The 22,152-nt window shown below is 63.7% G+C and carries 21 protein-coding genes; 12 read left to right on the top strand and 9 right to left on the bottom strand.

The window, feature by feature from the left end; all coding sequences use genetic code 11:
* The first annotated feature begins 65 nt into the window (after positions 1-65).
* From CDN36_RS21620 to CDN36_RS21610, 4 genes are all read left to right on the top strand, one after another.
* Positions 66-404 carry a hypothetical protein gene (locus CDN36_RS21620; RefSeq protein WP_287497865.1) on the top strand — a complete coding sequence of 113 codons (339 nt, stop codon included), beginning with the start codon at positions 66-68 and terminating at the stop codon, positions 402-404.
* Positions 405-442: 38 nt separating this feature from the next.
* On the top strand, positions 443-1,003 hold the full coding sequence (locus CDN36_RS21615) for an HAD domain-containing protein (protein WP_287497864.1): 561 nt from the start codon (positions 443-445) through the stop codon (positions 1,001-1,003).
* The gene (locus tag CDN36_RS22560) at positions 918-1,313 is read left to right on the top strand and encodes an AbrB/MazE/SpoVT family DNA-binding domain-containing protein (protein WP_353846876.1); all 396 of its coding nucleotides are present in this window, start codon (positions 918-920) and stop codon (positions 1,311-1,313) included. The genes CDN36_RS21615 and CDN36_RS22560 overlap by 86 nt, the downstream gene beginning before the upstream one ends.
* Positions 1,314-1,426: 113 nt before the next feature.
* Positions 1,427-2,158, top strand: a complete 732-nt coding sequence (locus CDN36_RS21610; protein ID WP_287497863.1) for a hypothetical protein — start codon at positions 1,427-1,429, stop codon at positions 2,156-2,158.
* A gap of 722 nt (positions 2,159-2,880) precedes the next feature.
* On the opposite strand, the gene CDN36_RS21605 is transcribed toward CDN36_RS21610, so the two are convergent.
* The 3 genes from CDN36_RS21605 to CDN36_RS21595 are packed head-to-tail and all read right to left on the bottom strand — an operon-like array spanning position 2,881 to position 5,164.
* Positions 2,881-3,672, bottom strand: a complete 792-nt coding sequence (locus CDN36_RS21605) for a hypothetical protein (RefSeq protein WP_287497862.1) — start codon at positions 3,670-3,672, stop codon at positions 2,881-2,883.
* Positions 3,673-3,723: 51 nt separating this feature from the next.
* Entirely contained in the window at positions 3,724-4,359 is a 636-nt protein-coding gene (locus tag CDN36_RS21600) for a hypothetical protein (protein WP_287497861.1), read from the bottom strand.
* Between the two features lie 10 nt (positions 4,360-4,369).
* Complete coding sequence (locus CDN36_RS21595; protein ID WP_249458398.1) at positions 4,370-5,164, bottom strand: TIGR04255 family protein; 795 nt, start codon at positions 5,162-5,164, stop codon at positions 4,370-4,372.
* A gap of 637 nt (positions 5,165-5,801) precedes the next feature.
* On the opposite strand from CDN36_RS21595, the gene CDN36_RS21590 reads away from it, so the two are divergent.
* The 7 genes from CDN36_RS21590 (at position 5,802) to yacG (ending at position 12,342) form a co-directional block, all read left to right on the top strand.
* Positions 5,802-7,094 carry an HlyC/CorC family transporter gene (locus CDN36_RS21590; RefSeq protein WP_287497860.1) on the top strand — a complete coding sequence of 431 codons (1,293 nt, stop codon included), beginning with the start codon at positions 5,802-5,804 and terminating at the stop codon, positions 7,092-7,094.
* 113 nt (positions 7,095-7,207) lie between these two features.
* A complete protein-coding gene (locus CDN36_RS21585) occupies positions 7,208-8,434 on the top strand; it encodes a GspE/PulE family protein (RefSeq protein ID WP_502920396.1) in 1,227 nt (408 codons plus the stop codon).
* 129 nt (positions 8,435-8,563) lie between these two features.
* Complete coding sequence (locus tag CDN36_RS21580; protein WP_287497859.1) at positions 8,564-9,775, top strand: type II secretion system F family protein; 1,212 nt, start codon at positions 8,564-8,566, stop codon at positions 9,773-9,775.
* On the top strand, positions 9,772-10,602 hold the full coding sequence (locus CDN36_RS21575) for a prepilin peptidase (protein WP_150557185.1): 831 nt from the start codon (positions 9,772-9,774) through the stop codon (positions 10,600-10,602). Before CDN36_RS21580 ends, CDN36_RS21575 begins: the two co-directional genes overlap by 4 nt.
* Positions 10,599-11,225: a dephospho-CoA kinase gene (gene coaE, locus CDN36_RS21570; RefSeq protein ID WP_150557186.1), complete on the top strand. Its 627-nt coding sequence runs from the start codon at positions 10,599-10,601 to the stop codon at positions 11,223-11,225. The genes CDN36_RS21575 and coaE overlap by 4 nt, the downstream gene beginning before the upstream one ends.
* A gap of 162 nt (positions 11,226-11,387) precedes the next feature.
* Positions 11,388-12,143, top strand: coding sequence for a cell division protein ZapD (gene zapD, locus CDN36_RS21565; RefSeq protein ID WP_150557187.1), 756 nt, complete (start codon positions 11,388-11,390; stop codon positions 12,141-12,143).
* A 4-nt stretch (positions 12,144-12,147) separates the two neighbouring features.
* Entirely contained in the window at positions 12,148-12,342 is a 195-nt protein-coding gene (yacG, locus tag CDN36_RS21560; RefSeq protein WP_150557188.1) for a DNA gyrase inhibitor YacG, read from the top strand.
* 160 nt (positions 12,343-12,502) lie between these two features.
* Here the strand turns inward: yacG and CDN36_RS21555 are convergent, their stop codons facing one another.
* From CDN36_RS21555 to secA, 4 genes are all read right to left on the bottom strand, one after another.
* Positions 12,503-12,937 (bottom strand): NUDIX domain-containing protein, encoded by a 435-nt coding sequence (locus CDN36_RS21555; protein ID WP_150557189.1) that lies wholly within the window; start codon positions 12,935-12,937, stop codon positions 12,503-12,505.
* 120 nt (positions 12,938-13,057) lie between these two features.
* The gene (locus CDN36_RS21550) at positions 13,058-13,939 is read right to left on the bottom strand and encodes an ATP-binding protein (RefSeq protein ID WP_150557190.1); all 882 of its coding nucleotides are present in this window, start codon (positions 13,937-13,939) and stop codon (positions 13,058-13,060) included.
* A gap of 219 nt (positions 13,940-14,158) precedes the next feature.
* The gene (argJ, locus tag CDN36_RS21545; protein WP_287497858.1) at positions 14,159-15,388 is read right to left on the bottom strand and encodes a bifunctional glutamate N-acetyltransferase/amino-acid acetyltransferase ArgJ; all 1,230 of its coding nucleotides are present in this window, start codon (positions 15,386-15,388) and stop codon (positions 14,159-14,161) included.
* A gap of 205 nt (positions 15,389-15,593) precedes the next feature.
* Positions 15,594-18,389, bottom strand: coding sequence for a preprotein translocase subunit SecA (secA, locus tag CDN36_RS21540; RefSeq protein ID WP_150557192.1), 2,796 nt, complete (start codon positions 18,387-18,389; stop codon positions 15,594-15,596).
* 306 nt (positions 18,390-18,695) lie between these two features.
* Here secA and CDN36_RS21535 point away from each other — a divergent pair, with 306 nt between their 5' ends.
* Positions 18,696-19,163 (top strand): DciA family protein, encoded by a 468-nt coding sequence (locus CDN36_RS21535; protein WP_174966482.1) that lies wholly within the window; start codon positions 18,696-18,698, stop codon positions 19,161-19,163.
* A 216-nt stretch (positions 19,164-19,379) separates the two neighbouring features.
* Here CDN36_RS21535 and lpxC read toward each other — a convergent pair whose 3' ends face one another.
* Together lpxC and ftsZ are read right to left on the bottom strand one after the other, a co-directional pair.
* On the bottom strand, positions 19,380-20,294 hold the full coding sequence (gene lpxC / locus CDN36_RS21530) for a UDP-3-O-acyl-N-acetylglucosamine deacetylase (protein ID WP_287497857.1): 915 nt from the start codon (positions 20,292-20,294) through the stop codon (positions 19,380-19,382).
* Positions 20,295-20,848: 554 nt separating this feature from the next.
* Positions 20,849-22,039, bottom strand: coding sequence for a cell division protein FtsZ (ftsZ, locus tag CDN36_RS21525; protein ID WP_047906046.1), 1,191 nt, complete (start codon positions 22,037-22,039; stop codon positions 20,849-20,851).
* Positions 22,040-22,152: the final 113 nt, after the last annotated feature.

Raw genomic sequence — 22,152 nt, 5'->3', positions numbered from 1 at the left:
GCCAGGAAAACCCGACATTTTTCCTTGAAATCGGTGAGTGAATTTGCGCATAGGGCGGCGTGCAAATGAATATGAAGAACCTTCGAGAAGACGTACTCGAACGTACAAAGGACTTGACACCGGTCTCCGAGAGGCTCGCTGGTGCTCGGTTGTCTGAGGGCCGAGGTGACCGACGTTGGCCGACAACCGCACCAGGTTTTGCTGCGGCTTTATACGCTGCTCGTGAACGCATTCGTGCTTTGGAAGAAGCGCTGGATGGCATCCGCGGCGGAAGCGCGTACGAATCAATGCATCAAGAGACGCGCGGGCTCAATGCCGAGTTGAAGAATGCGTGGCACCGAATTGATTGGCTGGAAGAGACGCTGCGTGAGCATGGTCTGAGCATACCCGACTCCCGGACCTGACTGGATGCTGATAACCCGGTTTTGATGCGCAACATCACATGAATGACGTGCCGGCATCCTCCCCAATAATCTTCGACAACCTGACGCCGACGCTGTTTGTGGATTTCGACGGCACGCTCCATCGCGGCCGGGGATTCATTGATGAAGAGAGTGGCGAGATAGTGCTCGACACCGGGAATACCCCGTTCGAATTTGCTCCGCTGCTTGAAAGCCTGCTTGAACCATATCCCGAGGTGGAAATCGTTCTCACCACCTCCTGGCTGTACAAGCTGCCTTTTGAACAGGTTATGTCGCACCTGCCGCCGCCGCTTTCAATGCGCGTCGTGGGTTCGACTCGTGGCTACAAGGCGCGGTTCGGCTATCTGCAGGATGGTTCGGCACGTACGTACATCATTCGTTCGTACGTGTTCGACAAGCACCTAAAGAACTGGCTTGCCCTTGACGACTCCGTTTACGGGGGCTACTCCTTGAGCACCGACTTCCTGCCGCTCGAGCCGCATCTGGTGTTGCTCGATGCTCAGCAAGGTATTGGTAGCCCGGACGCTCAAGAACGTATTATCGAGTGGCTGCGGACAGTGCATGCTCCCGGCAATGAATGACCAGAGGTTCTCTGGAGGAATGGCTATGCCCTCGGGCAACAAAATTGACATCGACATCGCGCTGCGAAAAATCCACGAATTGTCGATGTCTGATGGAGACGTGGGGCGCGAATATTGGCAGTCGATTGGGCGACTCTTGCGCCGAGCAGTTGGCATTGAGGCTGGAAGCACAGCAGAATCACACATCAACTCGAGAGGGCAAACCACCGTACCTGTCGAAATTCGAAGAGCGTTGAACTGGAAGCCGGGGACGCGACTGAACTGGGTCATCTTGTCGGACGGATGCGTTTCAGTGAGTGAGAAAGCATAGGGGCTACGAAGTTGCCGACGAGAATGTTTGCGATGGAGCTTCAGGAAGCGATTTGAATGCCGATATAGCAGTCTTATGAATTTTTCGTCGCAACTTCGGAGTTCGCAGGTCAAATGGCAATCTCTTCTCAGGAACAACGTCGCGCAGTCTGCTTTTATGTAGCTGGACGCGCTGTCATCCATGCACTCGCAGGCGCTCATGTTTATCGCGTAGCTGTGGCTCCGATGAATAGCCCCAACTGGACGTATGAGCCGCGCAAAGGCTCCGTATTGACGGGGTTCGATGGGTACTGTGAAGCGTCGGATGTGCCCGAGATTCACATGAATGTTCGGTGGGACGACCAGGCGGGACGTTTCGTTGGTTACCGCGAGGGATTCGAGACCACCATTGAAAACCGCCGTTCTACCTTCAATCTGTTGAAGCCCGAATTTAGAACGACTGAATCAGCGCCTTCGGCGGAGCAATACCTTGAGGCATGGCGGGAACTTGCGCGCGCGCACGTCGCCGCCCGGTGGGCAGGTCCGATGGCGCAATTGATTCACGTACAGGGTCAATTTGACGAGCAGGATGCCCGTGACGACCTCGAATTCGAGCACGATATTTCGGTCGCGGACGGCATATTCCAACTGCTGCCGGAAGATGGCCTGTCCCATATTCTGCACACCACGGAAACTTCTCTGCGCGAGCCTGCAGTGTGGCGACAGGTGAATAGGCTCGCCGATGCTCTTGGCCAGCTGGGCGAAGTGGGGCGCGGACTTAATGAGTATCTGCCGGAGCCCCGAGCGGACTGGATGCAGGGCTTGGGTCCTGACGTAGCGGTCGCTGGCCCGCGTGTCCACGAGTAGGCTGCTGAGAAGCGCTGGCTCCCGGCGTCGCCGGTGGCGACACTTCCCTCTGAATGGAATGGCGCAGCTTTAAGTGTCACGAGTCGTGACACTTTCCGCATATCTCTCATGCGGCGCGGCGAGAAAGTGTCCCCGCGTGGGACACTTTCTCGCTTGCGGCACCGTATCCTCGGGTGTACGAGTTAGTACATTAGCGTGCAATGGGTTCGCACGAAGCCCCATGGCGTCATTGTCCAGGAGTGGGGCGCTCGTGATTCGCTTTCTCAGCACAAAGGAGATTGCCTCATGAAGGTGCGACGCCAGCACCGCTTTCGGCGGCATTTCGCGTCGCCAGACGCGATGCAGTCAATCGACCTACTCGCGCGAGCTATTGCTACGGACCTTCCCCTTGCTCGAAAGGTGCTGCGTATGCGTAACGCGCGTGCTGGAGCGGTTATAAAAGCTGCTCTTCGACAGAGGCGCGACGAAGCGGCGGTTTTGCCGAGGTAGCTACCTCACTTGCCCGCCCGGGAATGCTGAGCCTGACGAGTGGCGATTTGTTCAGCCTTGGCTGGCCGACCACGGCGACGCGGCATGTGCGTCTGCTGGTCCGGCAAAGCCGGCTCTTCGGTTGCAGTGAGTTGTTTTTTCCTGCCACGCTTCAGCACCGGCCGAGCGGAATCGCAGCAATCGGCCCAGCTTGATGCAAGCAGGCAAATCGCCGCCGTTGGAATGGCGGTTAGCTACTCGGCCAGAACAGATTGCTGCGGGTCAGCGGCCAGACTGATGTGTTCCAGTCTCCAACGCTTCAACTGCTTGAACGTCTGATAGCTCAGCACGGACTCGGACACCGGCTCGCAAAAGCGAAGCTCGATTTGCTGCCATTTCTTTAATGGGTCGAAGAGCTTTTGCTTGAACGCGTTCGCGATGGCATCAGCAACAGTTCTCGCTGCGCTTTCTGCCACATCAAAATCAGGCTCTGCTTGATGCAGGATAGTAATGTCGAGCTTATATGTGTCGTCCGGACCGTTCCGAGTAACCTCCTCGCCTGCATCCACATCAAAAAAGACGCCGACAATCAGTTCGCCATAGGGCTTGACCGCTTTCGCGATTTTCTCCGCCAGCTTGGTTTCCCTGGTCAATCGGTGCTCGAATTCGTCCGGAAAGGCAGAGCGCCGGTAGCGACTTGCCAGCCACATCTGCAAGACGGCATAGTCTTCGGGACTCAGTCGGATGTCGGCCCGAGGCACATATTCGTTCAGCTTGACCTTGTCGATACCAATCTTAGCGGTGGCCTCGAACTCTGCCCAGAAGGAGGCGTCGCCGCCGAATGCGATATGAAGCTTGCGCGGATTTTTGGCGTGAGTGCAGTTACCATCCTTTGCGGTCAAGCGTCCCACGACGACCTCGACAACCGGTTCAGCCTGCGGGTCTTGTGCGAGGTCGCAGTCGTGAGTTGCGACGACAACTATCGTCTGGTCCGGATTTGTCGCATGGCGAAGCTCCAGCGCATCAATGGCATCGTCGCCGAGCACAAATCCCTGTCGCCATGGTGTGTCACGATTCCACTCCCCCACGTCGCACCTTTACGCCTGTTCATTAGCTGGAGGGAGGTCGAAGTCGGCCGTAGCTGGCGTCCTCGCTCGATTGGAAAATCGAGCGTTCATACGCTCGCGTTGAACCGCCTCGCGCTTGTGAATCTGCACCAGCACCAACGCCGCGTCACGCGCCGACTCTCCGGCCTGGGCGACTTGCATGAGCGTCCGGCCATTGGCGAACTTCCGCTTTAGCAACGCGGCATTCACGTCGACGCCCTCGCGGGCCAGCACGTCGGCCGCCTGAGCGAGGTCCCGCAACCTGGCCGCATTTTCGTCCGCGACCTGCTCTCCATTGAGCCAGTTATAGACGGATTGACGGGACACACCCAGTGTCGCGGCGAGGTCTGAGACGGCCGGACGCAAGACTTCGCGAATCCGTGCAAGGTCTTCAACTGGCGTCCGAACATCGTCGACCACCGCTACCTCGACGCCGGGAGTCGCATACAGAGCGTGCTGAACGCCTCGCTGGAGGTGTTCAGGTGACAAATGACCGCCGGTGCCAATTACCGACAGCGCTGCCCCGGCCGCTACAAACCATCCCACCAGTCGAACAACGTTCGAAGTATCACCAGTCGCTGCCGGACGGTCTGTCACCCATCCCCCGTAAGTCGCTGCGCTGCTCATAACGCCTCCCTTAGGCCCAAGCGGCCAACGCGTGCTTTGTCACGATGGCCTTGAAGCACTTATCAATTTCGTCGTGAAGAGCCTTCAGTTGCGCCTCAACGTTGCCCAAATCGAATGCTTCTCGCTGAGTCGTAGAAGCATCTGTGTCGATTATGGCGTGCAGACCGGCCCACTGCGTAAATCGCGGGTCGATTTTTGGGGCAAGGGCGGTTAATTCAAGCGGCAGGCCGACTTGCCCATGCCGGATGAGCACGCGCGAGACGAGCTGACCTGCGGGCGTTGCGACGATGGTTTCACTGACTGAGTGCTGGTGCTGGACGCCCTCTCGCATCGACAGTCCAAGAACCTCCGGCACCAAAAAATCTCGAAGTGACTCCCGTTCCCCTGACGGCTGCACGGCGTCCAGGTAGCGCAGTCCGATTCGCTCGATAAAATCAAGGCGAAGAGCGTCATGCACGACGCTCAGACCCGCCAGCAGCGTCCCGGAGAAAGCCTCGAACGTTTCGTAACCTGTTGTCTGAAACGACAACGCGTTCGTCTCCAACACAAACCGCGCGCTGCCCGTGATGTCACCGAACTGATACCTCGACTGAGGTGTGACGGTCGGCGCCGCAAGCTGGCCGGGCTCGACGGTGCCGAAGGGTAGCACCAGACGTTGGACGACGTCTTGCTTGAAGTCCGGGAAATGTTTCTCCCGCATCTTGGCCTGAATGGCGGGAATGTACGCGTCCAAGTCCAGGACGGGGTTGAACTGGACTTGAGCCACGGTGTAGTAGACCGGCGCATTGTTCAGCTTCTTTCCCATGACATCCTCAACGTTTGGCTTGACAGGCGGGTTGACACTTTACACTGTACTTTACAGATTAGCCATCGGAAAGTGCTTGCGGCGTGTCAATGTGGCGGAGTTCTGTGGTGAGCTTTATCGCGCAGCGCTCCCCCGCGGCATCCGGTGCCTGTCGGGCCTCGGGGCAAATCGGTGGCAACCCTAAGGCAATGTTCTGCTCCAAAAAACAGGTGGCAAATAAGTGGCAATTTTCCAGGAATGCCACTGATGAGCGGCCCTTCAGCAAAAAGGTTGCAATCCGCAAGTCATTGATTTAAAATGAAATCCCCTAACCAGCGGGGCGCGGTTTTTGTGGCGACGGTGGATTCGGGACGTAGAGGCCGGAGGTTCGAATCCTCTCACCCCGACCAGGATTTACTTTGCTCTCAAGCAAAGCGGAAAAACCGCCGGACCTTTCCGGCGGTTTTTTTGTGTCCGCGCGATTACCCTTGCAATGTTCCGCACGCACGGCCCGGGCAAGTGCGACCGTCTGACGAGTCCCGTCCGCATGTCGTCCGGAACGGTTCCGTCCGGTACTTCACCGTCTCTGGCGCGCAAATCTCCTCTGATATAGTGGCAACTCATTGTCACGCTCTGCGCCGCGGGCGCACTTCATCGCTTGGAATCCTTGCCCTTATGGGCGCAGATTTGCGCCGTCGCCCTCCTGATCATCTGCTCGGGATTTTTTTCGATCTCCGAAACGAGCATGATGGCGCTCAACCGTCATCGCCTCAAACATCTCGTGCGCATGAACGTACATGGCGCCAAGGCGACCCAGAGCCTGCTCTCGCGCACGGAGGACCTGCTCTCGACGATTCTCGTCGGCAACAACGTCATCAACACGGTCGTGCCGGTGCTCACGACGTCGATCGCGGTGCGCTACTTCGGCAACGACGCGATTACGCTATCGATCGCCACCGCGCTCATTGCGTTGCTCATCATCATCTTCGCCGAGATCGCTCCGAAAATCGTCGGTGCGACTTATCCGGAACGCATCGCCCTGCCGGCGAGCACGCTGCTTGGCCCCATCGTCGGCGTCGCCAAACCGCTCGTGTGGATTCTCAACGGCTTCGTGCGCGGCATGCTGCGCGTGATGCGCATCGACACGCGCCGCGCAGCAGGCGAAGCCCGCCTCACCACGGAGGAATTGCGCACCATCGTGCTCGAGGCCGGCAACTACATGCCGACGAAACCGCGCAGCGTGCTGCTCAACCTGCTGGATCTGGAGAACATCACCGTCGACGACGTGATGGTGCCGCGCGCGCGCATCGAGGCGCTCGACATCTCGGCGCCGCTCGACACGATCCTCACGCAGCTCGAGACCTGCTACCACAACAAGCTGCCGGTCTACGACGGTGACATCGATCGCGTGGTAGGCATTCTTCCCGTGCGCCGCACGCTCGCTGCGCTGCGCCACCCCGACGAGCTCAGCGTCGATACGCTGCGCGCGCTGCTCGTGGACCCGTATTTCATTCCGAGCGATACGCCCGCACTGCGCCAGCTGCAGTACTTCCAGGAGAACCATCGCCGCGTGGGCCTGGTCGTCAACGAATATGGCGAAGTCGAGGGCCTGGTGACGACCGAGGACATCATCGAGGAGCTCATCGGCGAGTTCACCACGAGCGTGCCGGGCGCGGGCGGCAGCCGCTCGGGGTGGACGGCGGACGGCGACTGCCTGGTGAGCGGCGGCGTCGGGCTGCGCGATCTGAATCGCCGCCTCGGCCTGCATCTGCCGACCGACGGCCCCAAGACGCTCAATGGCCTGATCCTCGAAGTGCTGCGCGAGATTCCGGAGGCTTCCGTCAGCATGGAGATCGGCGGCGTGCGCATGGAAATCGTGCAGATCGACAACCAGGCGATCAAGACCGTGCGCCTGTTCAAGCCCAAAGCGCGTCCCGCGTCGCACGAGTAAGCGGTGGTCGCCCACTGCCCGTGACATCCGCCCATTTTTCGGGCAATTCCGATTGAGCGGCGACAGGGTTTTGACGAGACTGAAGGTCCACGTCTCACTCGCCGAACCCTGCCATGTCCTTGCCGACCGCTCCTCCGTCAGACGCGACCGTCCCCGCCGCCGCAGCTCCGGCACCTCCAGCACCCCCAGCACTTCCCGCGCTCACCTCGCACGCGCCGCCCCGGGACGGCTCGCCGTTACCATTTCTGGAGCAACTGCTCGGCGAAGCGATTCGGGCGGGCGCGTCGGATGTGCACTTCGAACCCATGGCGCAGCGCTTTCGCGTGCGGCTGCGCGTCGACGGCCGCTTGCACGAGCACGTCGACGTTCCTCAGCCCTGGCGCGACATGCTCGTCTCGCGGCTCAAGGTGCTCGCCAATCTCGACATCGCGCAGAAACGCTTGCCGCAGGACGGGCGCATGGTCTGGCGAGAAGCGGGAGAGCCGGTCGAATGCCGCGTCAGCACATTGCCGTCGCTGCACGGCGAGAAGCTCGTCGTGCGGCTGCTCGATGGCGCGAAAGTGCCGCTCTCGCTCGAGGGCCTGGGCTACACACCGCAGCAGTACCTCGCGCTCACGCAAGCCATCGCCCGACCGCACGGCATGATCCTGCTGACCGGTCCCACCGGCAGCGGTAAAACGGTCTCGCTGTACAGTTGCCTGCGACGGCTCAACGACACATCGCGCAATATCGTGACGATCGAGGATCCGGTAGAAATCCGTCTGCCGGGTATCACACAGGTCAATCTCAACGAGCGTGCCGGGCTCGATTTCGCGACCGCCCTGCGCGCCTTTCTGCGACAGGATCCGGACGTCCTGGTCGTAGGGGAGATACGCGACGCACAGACGGCCGAGATCGCCGTGCAGGCCGCACAAACCGGGCACCTCGTGTTTGCCACGGTCCACGCGAACGATGCGCCCAGCACGCTCGCGCGCCTGTTCGACCTCGGGGTCGCGCCATTCAATCTATCCTCGACGCTGCTGCTGATCAGCGCACAGCGGCTGCTCAGGCGCCGCTGCCCGGCAGGGTGCGAACCCGGACGATCCGCGCGGCCGCAACCCTCGGCACCCGCCCCGTGCATGCGATGTCATGGCTCGGGCTACGCGGGACGGATTGGCGCGTTTCAAGTCATGCCCGTCAGCGCCATTCAGGCGATCAACATCGCGCAGGCGCGCAGCCCGCACGAACTCGCGGCGCAAGCGCAGAGCGAGGGCGTCATGACCTTGCGCGAAGCCGGTCTCTGGCATGCCGCGGCCGGCACGGTATGGAAGGAGGACGTCGATGCGACGACCCCCGCCTGAAGCCAGTGCGTGGCCCCCGTCGGATGCGACGTGGGCCCTCGTCTCGTCGCCGCGCCGAGCGCGCCGCGGCGACGCTCATGAACGCGTACCTGCCCGGGTGGCGCTGCGAAGGAGCCGGCCATGCCTCGCATGACACAACCCAGACGCTGGCAGTGGCAAGGACGCGACGCGCACGGACAGTGGCGTCATGGCGAAGTCCTCGCACATGGCGAGGCGGGCGCACGCGTGATGCTGCGAGAGCAACGCGTGAGCGTCACGTATCTACGGGTGGGACGCCGCCACGCGCCTCCCGCACGCACGCGCGCGGCGGACGCCACCGATCTCGTCCGCCGGCTTGCCACGCTGCTGGGCGCCGGCGTGCCGCTGACGGCCGCGCTCGACGTGCTGGCGCGCGGCGCCCACACGCGGGGGCTGAAGCAACTGGCGACGACCATCGCACAGGACGTTCGGCAAGGACGCCCGTTGGCCGAGTCGATGTCGCGCGCGAGCCACCGATTCAGCCGCATCGACTGCCAGTTGATCGCGGCGGGCGAACTCGGCGGCCAACTGGCGCCGACATTGAACCGGCTGAGCGCGCAGTACGACCACGCGCGGACGGTGCGCGAAAAGCTGCAGCGGGCGCTCGCGTACCCACTCACCGTCCTCGGGGTGGCCGTGGCCGTGATGATTGCACTGCTGCATTGGGTGATCCCGGAGTTCGAGCGTCTATTCGCCAGCGCCGCCGGCGGCGGTATACCGTTGCCGCCAATGACGCAGTGGCTCATCGATATCTCGCGCGCCTCACTGGCACACGGGCCCTGGATAGCGGCCGGTAGCGGTGCGCTCGCGTTGGCCGTCATGATGGCATTGCGGCGCAGTGGCGCGTTACGGCGCCAGCGCGATCGTCTGGCGCTGCGCCTGCCGGGCGCGGGACAGATCGTTCGCATGATGAGTGCGGCGCGCTGGGCCCGCACGCTCGGCACGCTGCTCGACGCGGGCGTGCCGCTGCCCGATGCCATGGACGCCGCAGCCAGCGCGTGCGGCAATCTCATCATGCAGCAGGCGGCGCACGCGGTGCATCGCGCCGTGGCGCGCGGCGAGCGTCTGGCAACCACGCTCGAAGCCGATGTCCGCTGGCCGCTCGTCATCGCGCAACTGGTCGTGATCGGCGAGGAATCGGGTACACTCGGGCGCATGCTCAACCAGGCGGCCGATCTGCTCGACGAGGAGGCCTCGCATGCCCTGGTCAGTGCCTGCGCAACGCTCGAACCCATGATGATTACGTTTCTCGGCCTGCTGATCGGCGGCATGGTACTGGCCATGTATCTGCCGATGTTCCAACTCGGATACGGTGTCGCATGAACGGTTACGCTGAGTTCCTGCTCGTCGACTGGCTGGCACAACTGGAGCCTCACTGGCGTCTCGCGCTGTTTGCCGCGGCGGGCGTCGCTGCCGGTCCGGTGCTCGACGTCATCGTGCGCCGCGTACCGGCGGCCGTCGAACGGGCATGGCTGGCCGAGATGCAGGCCGTCGGCGCCGCCGATACCTTTGCTTCAGAAGCACGTTCGCGGACGAGCGCCGCCTCGATCGCCACGACGCTCGCCACGACGGTCGCCGCCGCGCCCGCGCAAACACCGCCCGCGCGTGGCTGGCAGCTCTCGATCCTGAGCGCCGTGCTGAGCACGGCCGTCTCGTGGCGATTCGGGCCCACATGGCAGTCTCTGGGCGCGCTCGGGCTCGTCTGGGCGCTCATTGCCCTCGCCTACATCGATTACGACACGCAGTTGCTGCCCGACATACTGACGCTGCCGCTGCTCTGGGCCGGCCTGCTGGTCAATCTCGGGCACTGGTTCAGTGCGCTGCCCGCCGCCGTCGTCGGCGCGGCGGCCGGCTACATGAGCCTGTGGGTGCTTTACTGGATCTACTGGTGGGTGCGCCGCCGCGAGGGCATGGGCTTCGGCGACTTCAAACTTTACGCCGCGCTCGGCGCATGGTTCGGCTGGACCGCGCTCGTGCAGATCCTGACGCTGGCCTGTCTGCTCGCCATCGTGGTCGCAGGCGCGGCGTGGCTCGCGGGACGTTTGCGCAGCGACGAGATGTTTCCTTTCGGCGCGTTTCTCGCCGCGGCGGGCGTCGCCACCCTGTTCTGGGGCAACGGCCTGATGATCTGGATCGGAGGAACGCCATGACTTACGCCATCGGTCTGACCGGCGGCATCGGCAGCGGCAAGACGACCGTGGCCAATCTGTTCGCAACGCACGGCGTCACCATCATCGACACCGACGCCATCGCGCACGGCATCACCGCCCCGGGCGGCGCCGCAATGCCCGCCATCCGGCGCGAGTTCGGCGACGCGTTCGTGGCCCCCGACGGTTCGCTCGATCGCGCTCGCATGCGCGAAGCGGTGTTCACGGACGACGCGGCAAAAGCCCGTTTGGAAGCCATTACCCATCCGCTCATTCGCACGGAATGCGAGCGTGCGGCCGCGCAAGCGACAGGGCCCTATCTGATTTTCGTCGTCCCGCTGCTGGTGGAATCCGGTACGTGGCGCGAGCGCGTGCAGCGTGTGCTGGTCGTCGACTGCACCGAGCAGACGCAGGTCGCCCGCGTGATGGCCCGCAACCGTTTCACGCGCGAGCAGGTGCTCGCTATCATGGCGCGTCAGGCGAGCCGCGCCCAGCGGCTCGCCGAAGCCGATGACGTCATCGACAACGATGTCGAGGATGCGCCGCTCGCACCACAGGTCGACAGGCTGCATGCGGCCTATCTGAAGCTCGCGGCGCAGGCGGCGAAGCGTGACGGCGGGGGGTAACGGCCACAGGTGGAGGTTACGCGGCGGCGCGAAACACGCATTTACCGCGTCCCCCTTGTACGCCGCCCCCGATAGAGCGCCCACTCGCGTTGCACCTCGACAGTTTCCCGCATTAGAATGTCGCCATTACGCTGAAAAGCGCCAACTCCTGGGCCAACGCGCTTGATCCTGTACGAATATCCGCTCAACGAACGCATTCGCACGCTGCTTCGGCTAGAAGAGCTGTTCGGGCGCTTTGCCTTTTTCGTCGCACAGGATCAGCCGCTCGATCATCACGCGGCGCTGATCACCATGTTCGAGATCGCCGATATCGCGGGGCGGACCGATCTGAAGAACGAACTGGTCAAGGAGCTCGACCGGCAGCGTCAGACCCTTCAGACGTATCGCGGCAACCCCGATATCGCCTCCGACGCGCTCGAGCAGTTCATCGGCGAAGTCGAACTGGCCATCGCGAATCTCAATCAGATCCCCGGCAAGCCCGGCCAGCATCTGAACGACAACGAGTGGCTCGCGAGCATTCGCAGCCGATCGGTGATTCCGGGCGGCACGTGCCGCTTCGACCTGCCGTCGTACTACGCCTGGCGTCACAATCACGCGGAACAGCGCCGTGCCGACATCGACAAGTGGATCGGCCCGCTACTGCCGCTGCGCGACGCCATCGGCATCGTGCTGGGTCTCGCGCGAGAGTCCGGCCACGCCAGCAAGGCCATGGCGCAGCAGGGCAGCTACCAGCAGATGCTCACGGGGCGCGTGTATCAGCTCATGCAGGTGCGCGTGGCGGCCGATTTGCGGGTCATTCCCGAAGCGAGCGCGAACAAATACATGTTGTGGGTGCGTTTCACGACGCAGGACGGCGATCTGAAGCCGCGTCCGGTCGACAGCGACGTGCCGTTCCTGCTGACGCTTTGCAATCTGTAAGATCATGACGACCGTCGTCAACTGTCCGACTTGCGGCAAGAAGGTGGTATGGGGCCCCGAGGCCAAGTTCCGCCCATTCTGTTCGGAGCGCTGCAAGCAGATCGATATCGGGGCGTGGGCCGCGGAGAAGTACACGATTCCGGCCGAGTCGCCCGACGACCCCTCGCAGGACTCGCCGCTCGATCCCACGCGACGCTGAGTGTTCGCGAGAAACAAAAAGGCGCCCGACGGGCGCCTTTTTTGCGTTTTGGCCACGCGTCATGACGAGTGGCGCCGACATATCCATGCCAATGGCAGCCGCGGGCAGATGGCGCCGCGCGCCAAGTCGGCGTGCGTTGGCACGCGTCCCAGGCCGCACCCTATCCCCTGGCCGCCAGTTCCTCCGCGAGCCAGTTCAATGGCGGCAGCGCCGCGGGCAGCAGCGGCTCGACCTTGACGGGCGGGTGCTCCCACGCCAGCGCCTGCCCCTCCTTGCCATGCGGCTCGCCCTGCCATGCCGTTACCTTACAGAAGTGCAGCCGGACATATGCATGCGGATAGTCGTGTTCCAGCACGCGCCACGGCGCACATCGCTGCACCGTCACGCCGAGTTCCTCGTGAAGCTCGCGAGCCAGTGCGGCCGCAACCGACTCGCCCGCCTCCAGCTTGCCGCCCGGAAATTCCCAGTAGCCCGCATACGGCTTGCCGGCCGGGCGCTGGCCGAGCAGCACCGCGCCATCGGGACGCACCATCACCCCGACGGCCACTTCCGTGACGGGACGCCCGTCGGGCGCAAATCGTTTCGAATCTGTCATATCGTTGCCAGGCTGCCCCGCAGCCATGCCTGCGGGGCGTGCCCGCGAAAATCATTCCCGAGCCGGGAGGCACACCGCACGCCGAACCCTCGGGTGTCGCGCGCGGCGTGCACCGAATCGTTACGAGGTCTGCGCCCCGCCGCGCCGCTTACCCGCCCAGTCGCGGGCGAACTGGAACGCCACACGGCCCGAGCGCGACCCGCGCTCCAGCGCCCAGATCAGCGCCTCGTGACGCGCACTCTCCGTCTGATCGGCCGGTACACCGAAATGCTCCAGCCAGTGGCTGACGATCGTCAGGTAGTCGTCCTGCTTGAACGGATAGAAGCTCACCCACAGCCCGAATCGCTCGGACAGCGAAATCTTCTCCTCGATCACCTCGCCCGGGTGAATCTCCCCGTCCTCGGTGTGACGATAGCTCTCGTTGTCCTTCATGTACTCGGGCAGCAGGTGCCGGCGGTTCGACGTCGCGTAGATCAGCACGTTGTCCGACTGCGCAGCCACGGACCCATCGAGCGCGACCTTCAGGGCCTTGTAGCCCGACTCGCCGTCTTCGAAGGACAGATCGTCGCAGAACACCACGAAACGCTCCGGACGGTTGGAAATCAGATCGACGATGTCGCCCAGATCCGTCAGGTCGTCCTTGTCGACCTCGATCAGACGCAGCCCTTCGGCGGCGTACTGGTTCAGACACGCCTTGATCAGCGACGATTTGCCCGTGCCGCGCGCGCCGGTGAGCAGCACGTTGTTGGCGGGCTCGCGGCGCACGAACTGGCGCGTGTTCTGCTCGATGAGCGCTTTCTGGCGTTCGATGTTCTGTAGATCGCCGAGCGTAATGCTCGAGACCTGGGCGACCGGCTGCAGGAAGCCGCGCCCCTGCTTCTTGCGCCAGCGAAACGCCACGGCGGTATCCCAGTCGATCTCGGGTGCGGCCGGCGGCAACATCGCCTCCAGCCGGGCCAGCACGCCCTCGGCGCGCGTCAGAAACTGCTCGAGTTTGTCCATGCTTCGAAATCCCCGCGCCGCTCACGGGCGCTCATGTCGGTGCTTCGTGGAGTGATGGTTTCCCTTCGCTGTGCGCCGCGGTGCTTTTGCCACCTGCTGGCGATACGCCGACCGGCGTCGGCGACTGTCACTGGTGCATCACCGATGCCGGTCGGCGTCGGCGCTCCGCGCCAACGGCCCCGGCCTCCGGTGGGAGACGCAAGGCCGTCGCGTCAGGGCTCAGGAACGGTAATCGGCGTTGATGCTCACGTAGTCGTGCGACAGGTCGCACGTCCACAGCGTTGCCGCCGCGTCGCCGCGGCCGAGCACCACGCGTACCGTGATTTCGCTCTGCTTCATCACGCGCTGGCCGTCCTCCTCCCGGTAATCCGGGTTGCGGCCACCAGCGCGTGCGACCAGCACGTCGTCCAGATACAGGTCGATCTTGCTCACGTCGAGATCGTTCACGCCGGCGTAGCCGATCGCGGCCAGAATACGACCCAGGTTCGGATCGGACGCGAAAAACGCCGTCTTCACCAGCGGCGAATGGCCGATCGCATAAGCAATCTGGCGGCACTCGGCCACGTCCCGGCCGCCCTCGACGGTCACGGTGATGAACTTGGTCGCGCCCTCGCCGTCGCGCACGATCAATTGCGCGAGTTCCTGCGAGATCGAGAGCAGCGCGTCGCGAAACGCCGCGAAAGCGGGCGTGTCGGTGCTGGCGATCTCGGGCAGATCGGTCTGGCCCGTGGCGGCCACGATGAACGAGTCGTTGGTCGACGTATCGCCGTCGATCGTGATCGCGTTGAACGAGCGGTCGGCGACGTACTTCACCAGCGCGTCGAGCACCGGTTGCGCGACGCGCGCGTTGGTGCCGACGAAGCCGAGCATGGTGGCCATGTTCGGCTTGATCATGCCCGCGCCCTTGCTGATGCCGGTGAGCACGACCGGCTTGCCATCGATCGTGATCTCGCGCGACGCCGCCTTCGGCAGCGTGTCAGTGGTCATGATCGCCTGCGCGGCTTCGTACCAGTGTGCCGGGGCCAGATTCGCAATGGCTTGCGGCAGACCCGCCACGAGGCGATCGACCGGCAGCGGCTCGAGAATCACGCCCGTGGAGAACGGCAGCACCTGATTCGCGCGGACGGACAGCAGCCCGGCCAGCGCCTCGCAGGTCTGGCGCGTGGCGGCCATGCCCGGCTCGCCGGTGCCCGCGTTCGCATTGCCCGTGTTGACGACCAGCGCGCGAATGCCGGCGCGCGCGGCCAGATGCTCCTTGCACACCGTCACCGGCGCGGCGCAGAAGCGGTTCGTCGTAAACACGCCCGAGACCGTGCTGCCCGGCGCCAGTCGCATGACCAGCACGTCCTTGCGATTCGGTTTGCGGATATTGGCTTCGGCCCAGCCCAGTTCGACGCCAGGCACGGCGCGCAGTCGGGAGGCTTCGATCGAGGGGAAATTGACGGCCATGAGGTTCGCCCGCGAGAGAAAGAGTTTCAGCTCCCGCCCTGGCGATGTCGGCACGACAGTCCGCCCGGGCGGCGGTTGATCGGTGCTGCCGGCGCGATCCGCGGGTGGCGGGTGCGCTGCCGCAACCTGCCTCCCCCGGAAAAACCGGCGCTACAAACGACGCGGCGCCGATCAGGTGTCGGCGCCGCGTCGATCGGTTCACATCTTAAGACAGTTTGCCGTGGCAGTGCTTGAATTTCTTGCCACTGCCGCACGGGCACGGGTCGTTGCGGCCCACCTTCGGCAGCATCTCGCCACCGGCCGTGACTGCCGCGGCCGCCTGCGCGAGCGCCGCGACCACCGGGCGGCCGGCGTCCTCGTCGACTTCACCCTCGCCGCCCACGGTCTCGAGCTCGTCATGCTTGAACTCGATGTTCACCAGGCCACCGGCGTTGTCGTCGAGCGACTCGGTCGCCTGCTCCAGCTCTTCCTGCGACTGGATGCGCACGTTCATGATCACGCGCGTGACTTCGAGCTTGATCGTCTCGAGCAACTGCGCGAACAGTTCGAACGCTTCGCGCTTGTACTCCTGCTTCGGATTCTTCTGCGCATAGCCGCGCAGGTGAATGCCCTGACGCAGGTGGTCGAGCGCCGCCAGGTGCTCGCGCCAGTTCGAATCCACGCTCTGCAGCATGACCGAGCGCTCGAAGCCCGAGAACGATTCGCGTCCCACGAGTTCGACCTTGGCGTTGTACGACGCTTCGGCCGCGTCGAGCACTTCCTTGAGGATGTCCTCGTCGTCGATCTCTTCCGAGCCTTCGATGCGCGACTGCAGCGGCAGGTCGAGCTGCCATTGCTCGCGCAGCGTCGTCTCGAGGCCCGACAGATCCCACTGCTCTTCGACGGTGCCGGCCGGCACGTAGCCGCGCACAAGGTCCTCGAACACGCTGCGGCGCATGCCGGCAATGGTCTCGGACACGTCCTGCGCTTCGAGCAGCTCGTTGCGCTGTTGATAGATGACCTTGCGCTGGTCGTTGGCGACGTCGTCGTACTCGAGCAGTTGCTTGCGCACGTCGAAGTTGCGCGCTTCGACCTTGCGCTGGGCCGATTCGATCGAGCGCGTGACGATGCCCGCTTCGATGGCTTCGCCCTCGGGCATCTTCAGACGATCCATGATCGCGCGCACGCGGTCGCCCGCGAAAATGCGCAGCAGCGGATCTTCCAGCGACAGGTAGAAGCGCGACGAACCCGGGTCGCCCTGGCGGCCCGAGCGGCCGCGCAGCTGGTTGTCGATACGGCGCGATTCGTGGCGCTCGGTACCAATGATGTGCAGACCGCCGGCGGCCTTCACCTGCTCGTGCAGGCCTTGCCATTCGTCCTGCAGTTGCTTGATGCGCGCCTGCTTCTCGGCGTCCGACAGATTCGGATCGGCCTCGATGAAGGCCGCCTGCTTCTCGACGTTGCCGCCAAGCACGATGTCGGTCCCGCGGCCGGCCATGTTCGTGGCGATCGTGATCACGCCGGGACGGCCCGCCTGCGCCACGATCTCGGCTTCGCGCGCATGCTGCTTGGCGTTGAGCACCTGGTGGGGCAGCTTTTCGCGCGTGAGCAGTTGCGAGAGATATTCCGAGGTCTCGATCGAGGTCGTGCCCACCAGCACCGGCTGGCCGCGCTCGACGCAATCGCGGATGTCCTTGATGACGGCGTCGTACTTTTCCTTGGCCGTCTTGTAGATCTGGTCCTGACGATCGATCCGCTTGGGCGGACGGTTCGTCGGGATCACCACCGTCTCGAGACGGTAGATTTCGTTGAATTCGAACGCTTCGGTGTCCGCCGTCCCGGTCATGCCGGAGAGCTTGGCGTACATGCGGAAGTAGTTCTGGAACGTGATCGAGGCGAGCGTCTGGTTCTCGTGCTGGATCGTGACGTGCTCCTTCGCTTCCACGGCCTGATGCAGCCCCTCGGACCAGCGACGGCCGGCCATCAGGCGGCCGGTGAATTCGTCGACGATGACGATCTCGTCGTTCTGCACCACGTAGTGCTGGTCCTTGTGGAACAGCGTGTGTGCGCGCAACGCCGCGTACACGTGATGCATGAGCGTGATGTTCTGCGGCGCGTAGAGGCTGTCGCCCTCGGCGATCATGCCCCACTCGGCGAGCAACTGCTCCGCCTTCTCGTGGCCACGCTCGGTCAGGAACACCTGGCGCGCCTTCTCGTCGAGCGTGTAATCGCCCGGCACTTCGACGCCGGTGCCGTCCGCCTTCTCTTCGCCGATCTGGCGCTCGAGCAGCGCCGGCAGACGATCCATCTTCACGTACAGCTCGGTGTGGTCTTCCGCCTGCCCCGAAATGATCAGCGGGGTGCGCGCCTCGTCGATCAGGATCGAGTCCACTTCGTCGACGATGGCGTAGTTCAACGTCCGCTGCACGCGCTGCTCGGTCTCGTAGACCATGTTGTCGCGCAGATAGTCGAAGCCGAATTCGTTGTTCGTACCGTAGGTGATGTCGGCGGCGTAGGCGGCCTGCTTCTGATCGTGCGGCATCTGCGACAGGTTGATACCCACCGTCAGGCCGAGGAAGTTGTACAGACGCGCCATCCACTCGGCGTCGCGCTGTGCCAGGTAATCGTTGACGGTCACGACGTGAACGCCCTTGCCGGTGAGCGCGTTCAGATACGCGGGCAGCGTTGCGACGAGCGTCTTGCCCTCCCCCGTGCGCATTTCGGCGATCTTGCCGTAGTGCAGCACCATGCCGCCGATCAGCTGCACGTCGAAGTGGCGCATCTTGAGCACCCGCTTGCCGGCCTCGCGGCACACCGCGAAGGCCTCGACGAGCAGCGAGTCGACGCTCGCCCCCTGGGCGATGCGTTGCTTGAATTCCTCGGTCTTGCCGCGCAGTTGTTCATCGCTCAGTTGCGCGATCTGGGGCTCGAGGGCGTTGATCGCCGCGACGGTTTTCTGGTACTGCTTGATGAGCCGCTGGTTGCGGCTGCCAAATACTTTTTTGAGAAGACCGGGAATCATCGGATCACTGGTTAGGGCGGCAAATGTCGTTCGCAGTCGCACGGCCTGCCCGCCCGGCGGCGAGCGAGCCCGGGACTCTTCCCCCGTGAATGCCGAACCGCCCGAGGCGTCTGTGCGCTGCGGGTCACCGGTGTTTGGCACTCGGGCCTCGCACCGGTTCGATACCTGTACTGAAAAATGGATTCTAGCATGCTGGCGTGGCACGTCCCGGCACCACGCTACGGCAACGGGCCGGTGTTTTCGGGGGATGTCGGGAGGCGACGCCCGATGGCGGGGTAGAATATGCGGCGCCCTCTGTCTCATCATATGAAACGACCCAAAGCACCCCGCGTCGCCCGCCCGATGGCCGACCTCCTGTCCGCTTCCGACGGGGCCGGTTCGCTGCTGGTGGCCGCCGAGCAACTCGGCCGGCTCGAGCGTGACGTGCATGCGCTCCTGCCCGAGCCGCTCGCCGCCAGCGTGCGGCTCGCCCCGCCGCGCGACGGCACGCTCGTCTTCCTCGTCTCGAACAACGCACTGGCCGCGCGCCTGCGCCAGCAAACGCCGTCATTGATCGAAGGGCTTGCACAGCGCGGCTGGCTCATCCGCACGATCCGCATCCGCGTGAGCATTGCCGAGCCGCAGCCGCAGAAGCCGCCCAAGGAAGCCCGGTTGTCCCGGCAGGGACTCGTGAGCCTGCGAGAATTGCGCGACGCCCTTGAGCCTTCGCCACTGCGCGACGCCCTGGCCCGGCTCGTCGCACGGCACTCCTATGGCGGCACGCGCAAGTCCTGAGCGCGCATGGTCCGAAGGGAAGCAAGAAAAAAAGCGCGAAACGTGAGAGCGCGGTAACCCCGCGATGCGGGCGGCGGGACTCGCCAGTAGTTGCCACACTTCCCATTGCAGGACTTCCAACGCCAAAACCTGTCGGGCGTCAAATAAAAAAGCGCCGGAAATCCGGCGCTTTCGTTTTGTTACATTCGCACCGCCGCTGGCGGCGCGACGCGCGAATTACGCGAACTGCGTTTGCGGCTCGAACTGGAAGCCGCGCGGCGCTTCTTCGGCGTGCTCGAAAGTCACGACTTCGTAGGCTTGCTGCGCGAGAAGCTCGCGCAGCAGCTGGTTGTTCAGCCCGTGGCCCGACTTGTAAGCCGTATAGGACGCCAGCAGCGGATGGCCGATCACGTACAGGTCGCCGATCGCGTCGAGCATCTTGTGCTTCACGAACTCGTCGTCATAGCGCAGGCCATCGTTGTTCAGGATACGGTATTCGTCGAGCACGATGGCGTTGTCCATGCTGCCGCCGCGTGCCAGCCCCAGCTCGCGCAGCATTTCGACTTCGTGCGCGAAACCGAACGTGCGCGCGCGGGCGATTTCCTTCGCATACGACGTGTCGGCGAAATCTACTTCCAGCGCCTGACCGGTCCGGTCGACGGCGGGATGGCGGAAATCGATGGTGAACTTGAGCTTGAAGCCCTCGTATGGCTCGAGACGGGCAAACTTGTCGCCGTCGCGAATCTCCACGGGCTTCGTCACCCGAATGAATTTCTTGGCGGCGGCCTGCTCTTCGATGCCTGCCGACTGGATCAGGAAGACGAACGTCGCCGCGCTGCCGTCCATGATCGGGATTTCTTCGGCCGTGACATCGACATACAGATTGTCGATGCCCAGACCCGCGCATGCCGACATCAGGTGTTCCACCGTGGACACCCGCGCACCATCCTTTTGCAGCACCGATGCCAGACGCGTGTCGCCGATCGCCATCGCCGACGCCGGAATCTCCACGGGGGGATTCAGATCGGTACGGCAAAAGACGATGCCCGTGTCGGGCGGCGCCGGACGCAGCGTCAACTCGACTTTGCGACCGGAGTGCAAGCCGATGCCGACTGTCTTGGCGATGGATTTGAGAGTGCGCTGCTTGAGCATGCTATTTGTTAAAAACTATCGGACGCTATGGATCATAGTTCCAATTATAACAGATCGGCGCCTATGTCGCTGTGCCACAAACACAACGCTTCGTTACCAAACGTTTTGCCTTTCGCCCCATCGTTCTTACCTCGCCCATGCCGCCCACGCCGTGAAAGGAAACGACGCGACACCCTTGGCGATTCGGTGTCGGGCTCGCACCCGGCGTTCGTCGGGCTCGGGGCACCCCGGCCGCTGCGACGGAGGCATGCCGCAGCGGTCGGGGGAACAGGACCACGAGACCGGGTCAGGGGTGACGAACGCTTACCCGTAACGTTCGCCATCTGCGAGACGTCGACGCCTGTTGCGACTCTGGCTGTCGCAACCCGCCAGGCACCGGCGCACTCACAACCTTGCCGTATCGTCGTTCGGATTCGTACCGCGGCGCGCACGCCCCACGCCCGGTGGCATGGTAGACGGAGCGACGGCGAATCCTCACGACGACCCGCGTAGGTCTCGCGATTCCCAAGGTGCGGCGGCGCCAGGCACTGGCACCCGGCCCGCGCGCAACCCTGTCAGTCGGCTTGCTTGCGCAGGAAGGCCGGGATGTCGTAGGTATCGACGCCCTTTTCCTGCAGCGCGGCGACGTGCGAGGCCGCGGTCTCGCGCGTGCTGCGCCATACGGCCGGCGTGTCGAGCGCGCCGTAGTCCGTACCGGCAGCCTGACCGACGTTCGGCACGTGACCGGTTGCGATCGGCATGTTGTCGGTACCGGTCTTGAGCAGCGTCATCGGCGCCGCGGCCTTCTTCGCCACCGCACGGCCCAGGCCGGTCGCCACGACCGTCACGCGCAGTGCGTCGCCCATCTTGTCGTCGTAGACGGTACCGAAAATCACGGTCGCATCTTCGGCGGCGTAGCTCTTGATGGTGTTCATCACTTCACGCGTCTCCGACAGACGCAGCGAACGCGACGCCGTGATGTTGACCAGCACGCCGCGCGCGCCCGACAGGTCCACGCCTTCGAGCAGGGGGCTTGCCACGGCCTGCTCGGCGGCCAGACGCGCACGGTCGACGCCGGCGACGGTCGCCGTGCCCATCATCGCCTTGCCCTGCTCGCCCATCACCGTCTTCACGTCTTCGAAGTCGACGTTCACGAGACCGTCGACGTTGATGATTTCGGCGATGCCGGCCACGGCGTTGTGCAGCACGTCGTCGGCGCACTGGAAGCACTTGTCCATCTCGGCGTCGTCACCCATGACTTCGAACAGCTTGTCATTGAGCACCACGATGAGCGAGTCGACGTTGTCTTCGAGCTCCTGCGCGCCCGTCTCGGCCACGCGCATGCGCTTGCCGCCTTCGAACTCGAACGGCTTGGACACCACGCCGACGGTCAGAATGCCCATTTCCTTGGCGATCTGCGCGACGACCGGTGCGGCGCCCGTGCCCGTACCGCCGCCCATACCGGCCGTGATGAACACCATGTGCGCGCCGCGCAGGGCGTCGGCCACGCGCTCGCGCGCCTCTTCGGCGGCGGCGCGGCCCATTTCCGGCTTGGCGCCCGCACCCAGACCCGTCTTGCCGAGCTGGATGTTCACGCCGGCCTGCGAGCGGCCCAGCGCCTGAGCGTCGGTGTTCATGGCAATGAATTCCACGCCTTGCACACCGCGGTTGATCATGTGCTGGACGGCATTGCCGCCAGCGCCGCCAACACCCACCACCTTGATGATGGTGCCGTTGGTTTCCGTTTCCAACATTTCAAAGTTCATAGCGCCTCCAGTGAATTATTGATCCGGCCCCTGTGAACTTGTATCAAGCTGCATAGCGAACAGGGCCGTGCTCGAAATACTTGCGAATTCGTTCGGGCTGGCGTTGCACGCTG

The sequence above is a fragment of the Pandoraea sp. CB10b_02 genome, assembly GCF_002216225.1.
Classification (GTDB): Bacteria; Pseudomonadota; Gammaproteobacteria; order Burkholderiales; family Burkholderiaceae; genus Pandoraea; species Pandoraea nosoerga.
The sequence above is the reverse complement of the archived record's forward strand: the minus strand, read 5'-3'. Positions and strand labels throughout refer to the sequence as shown.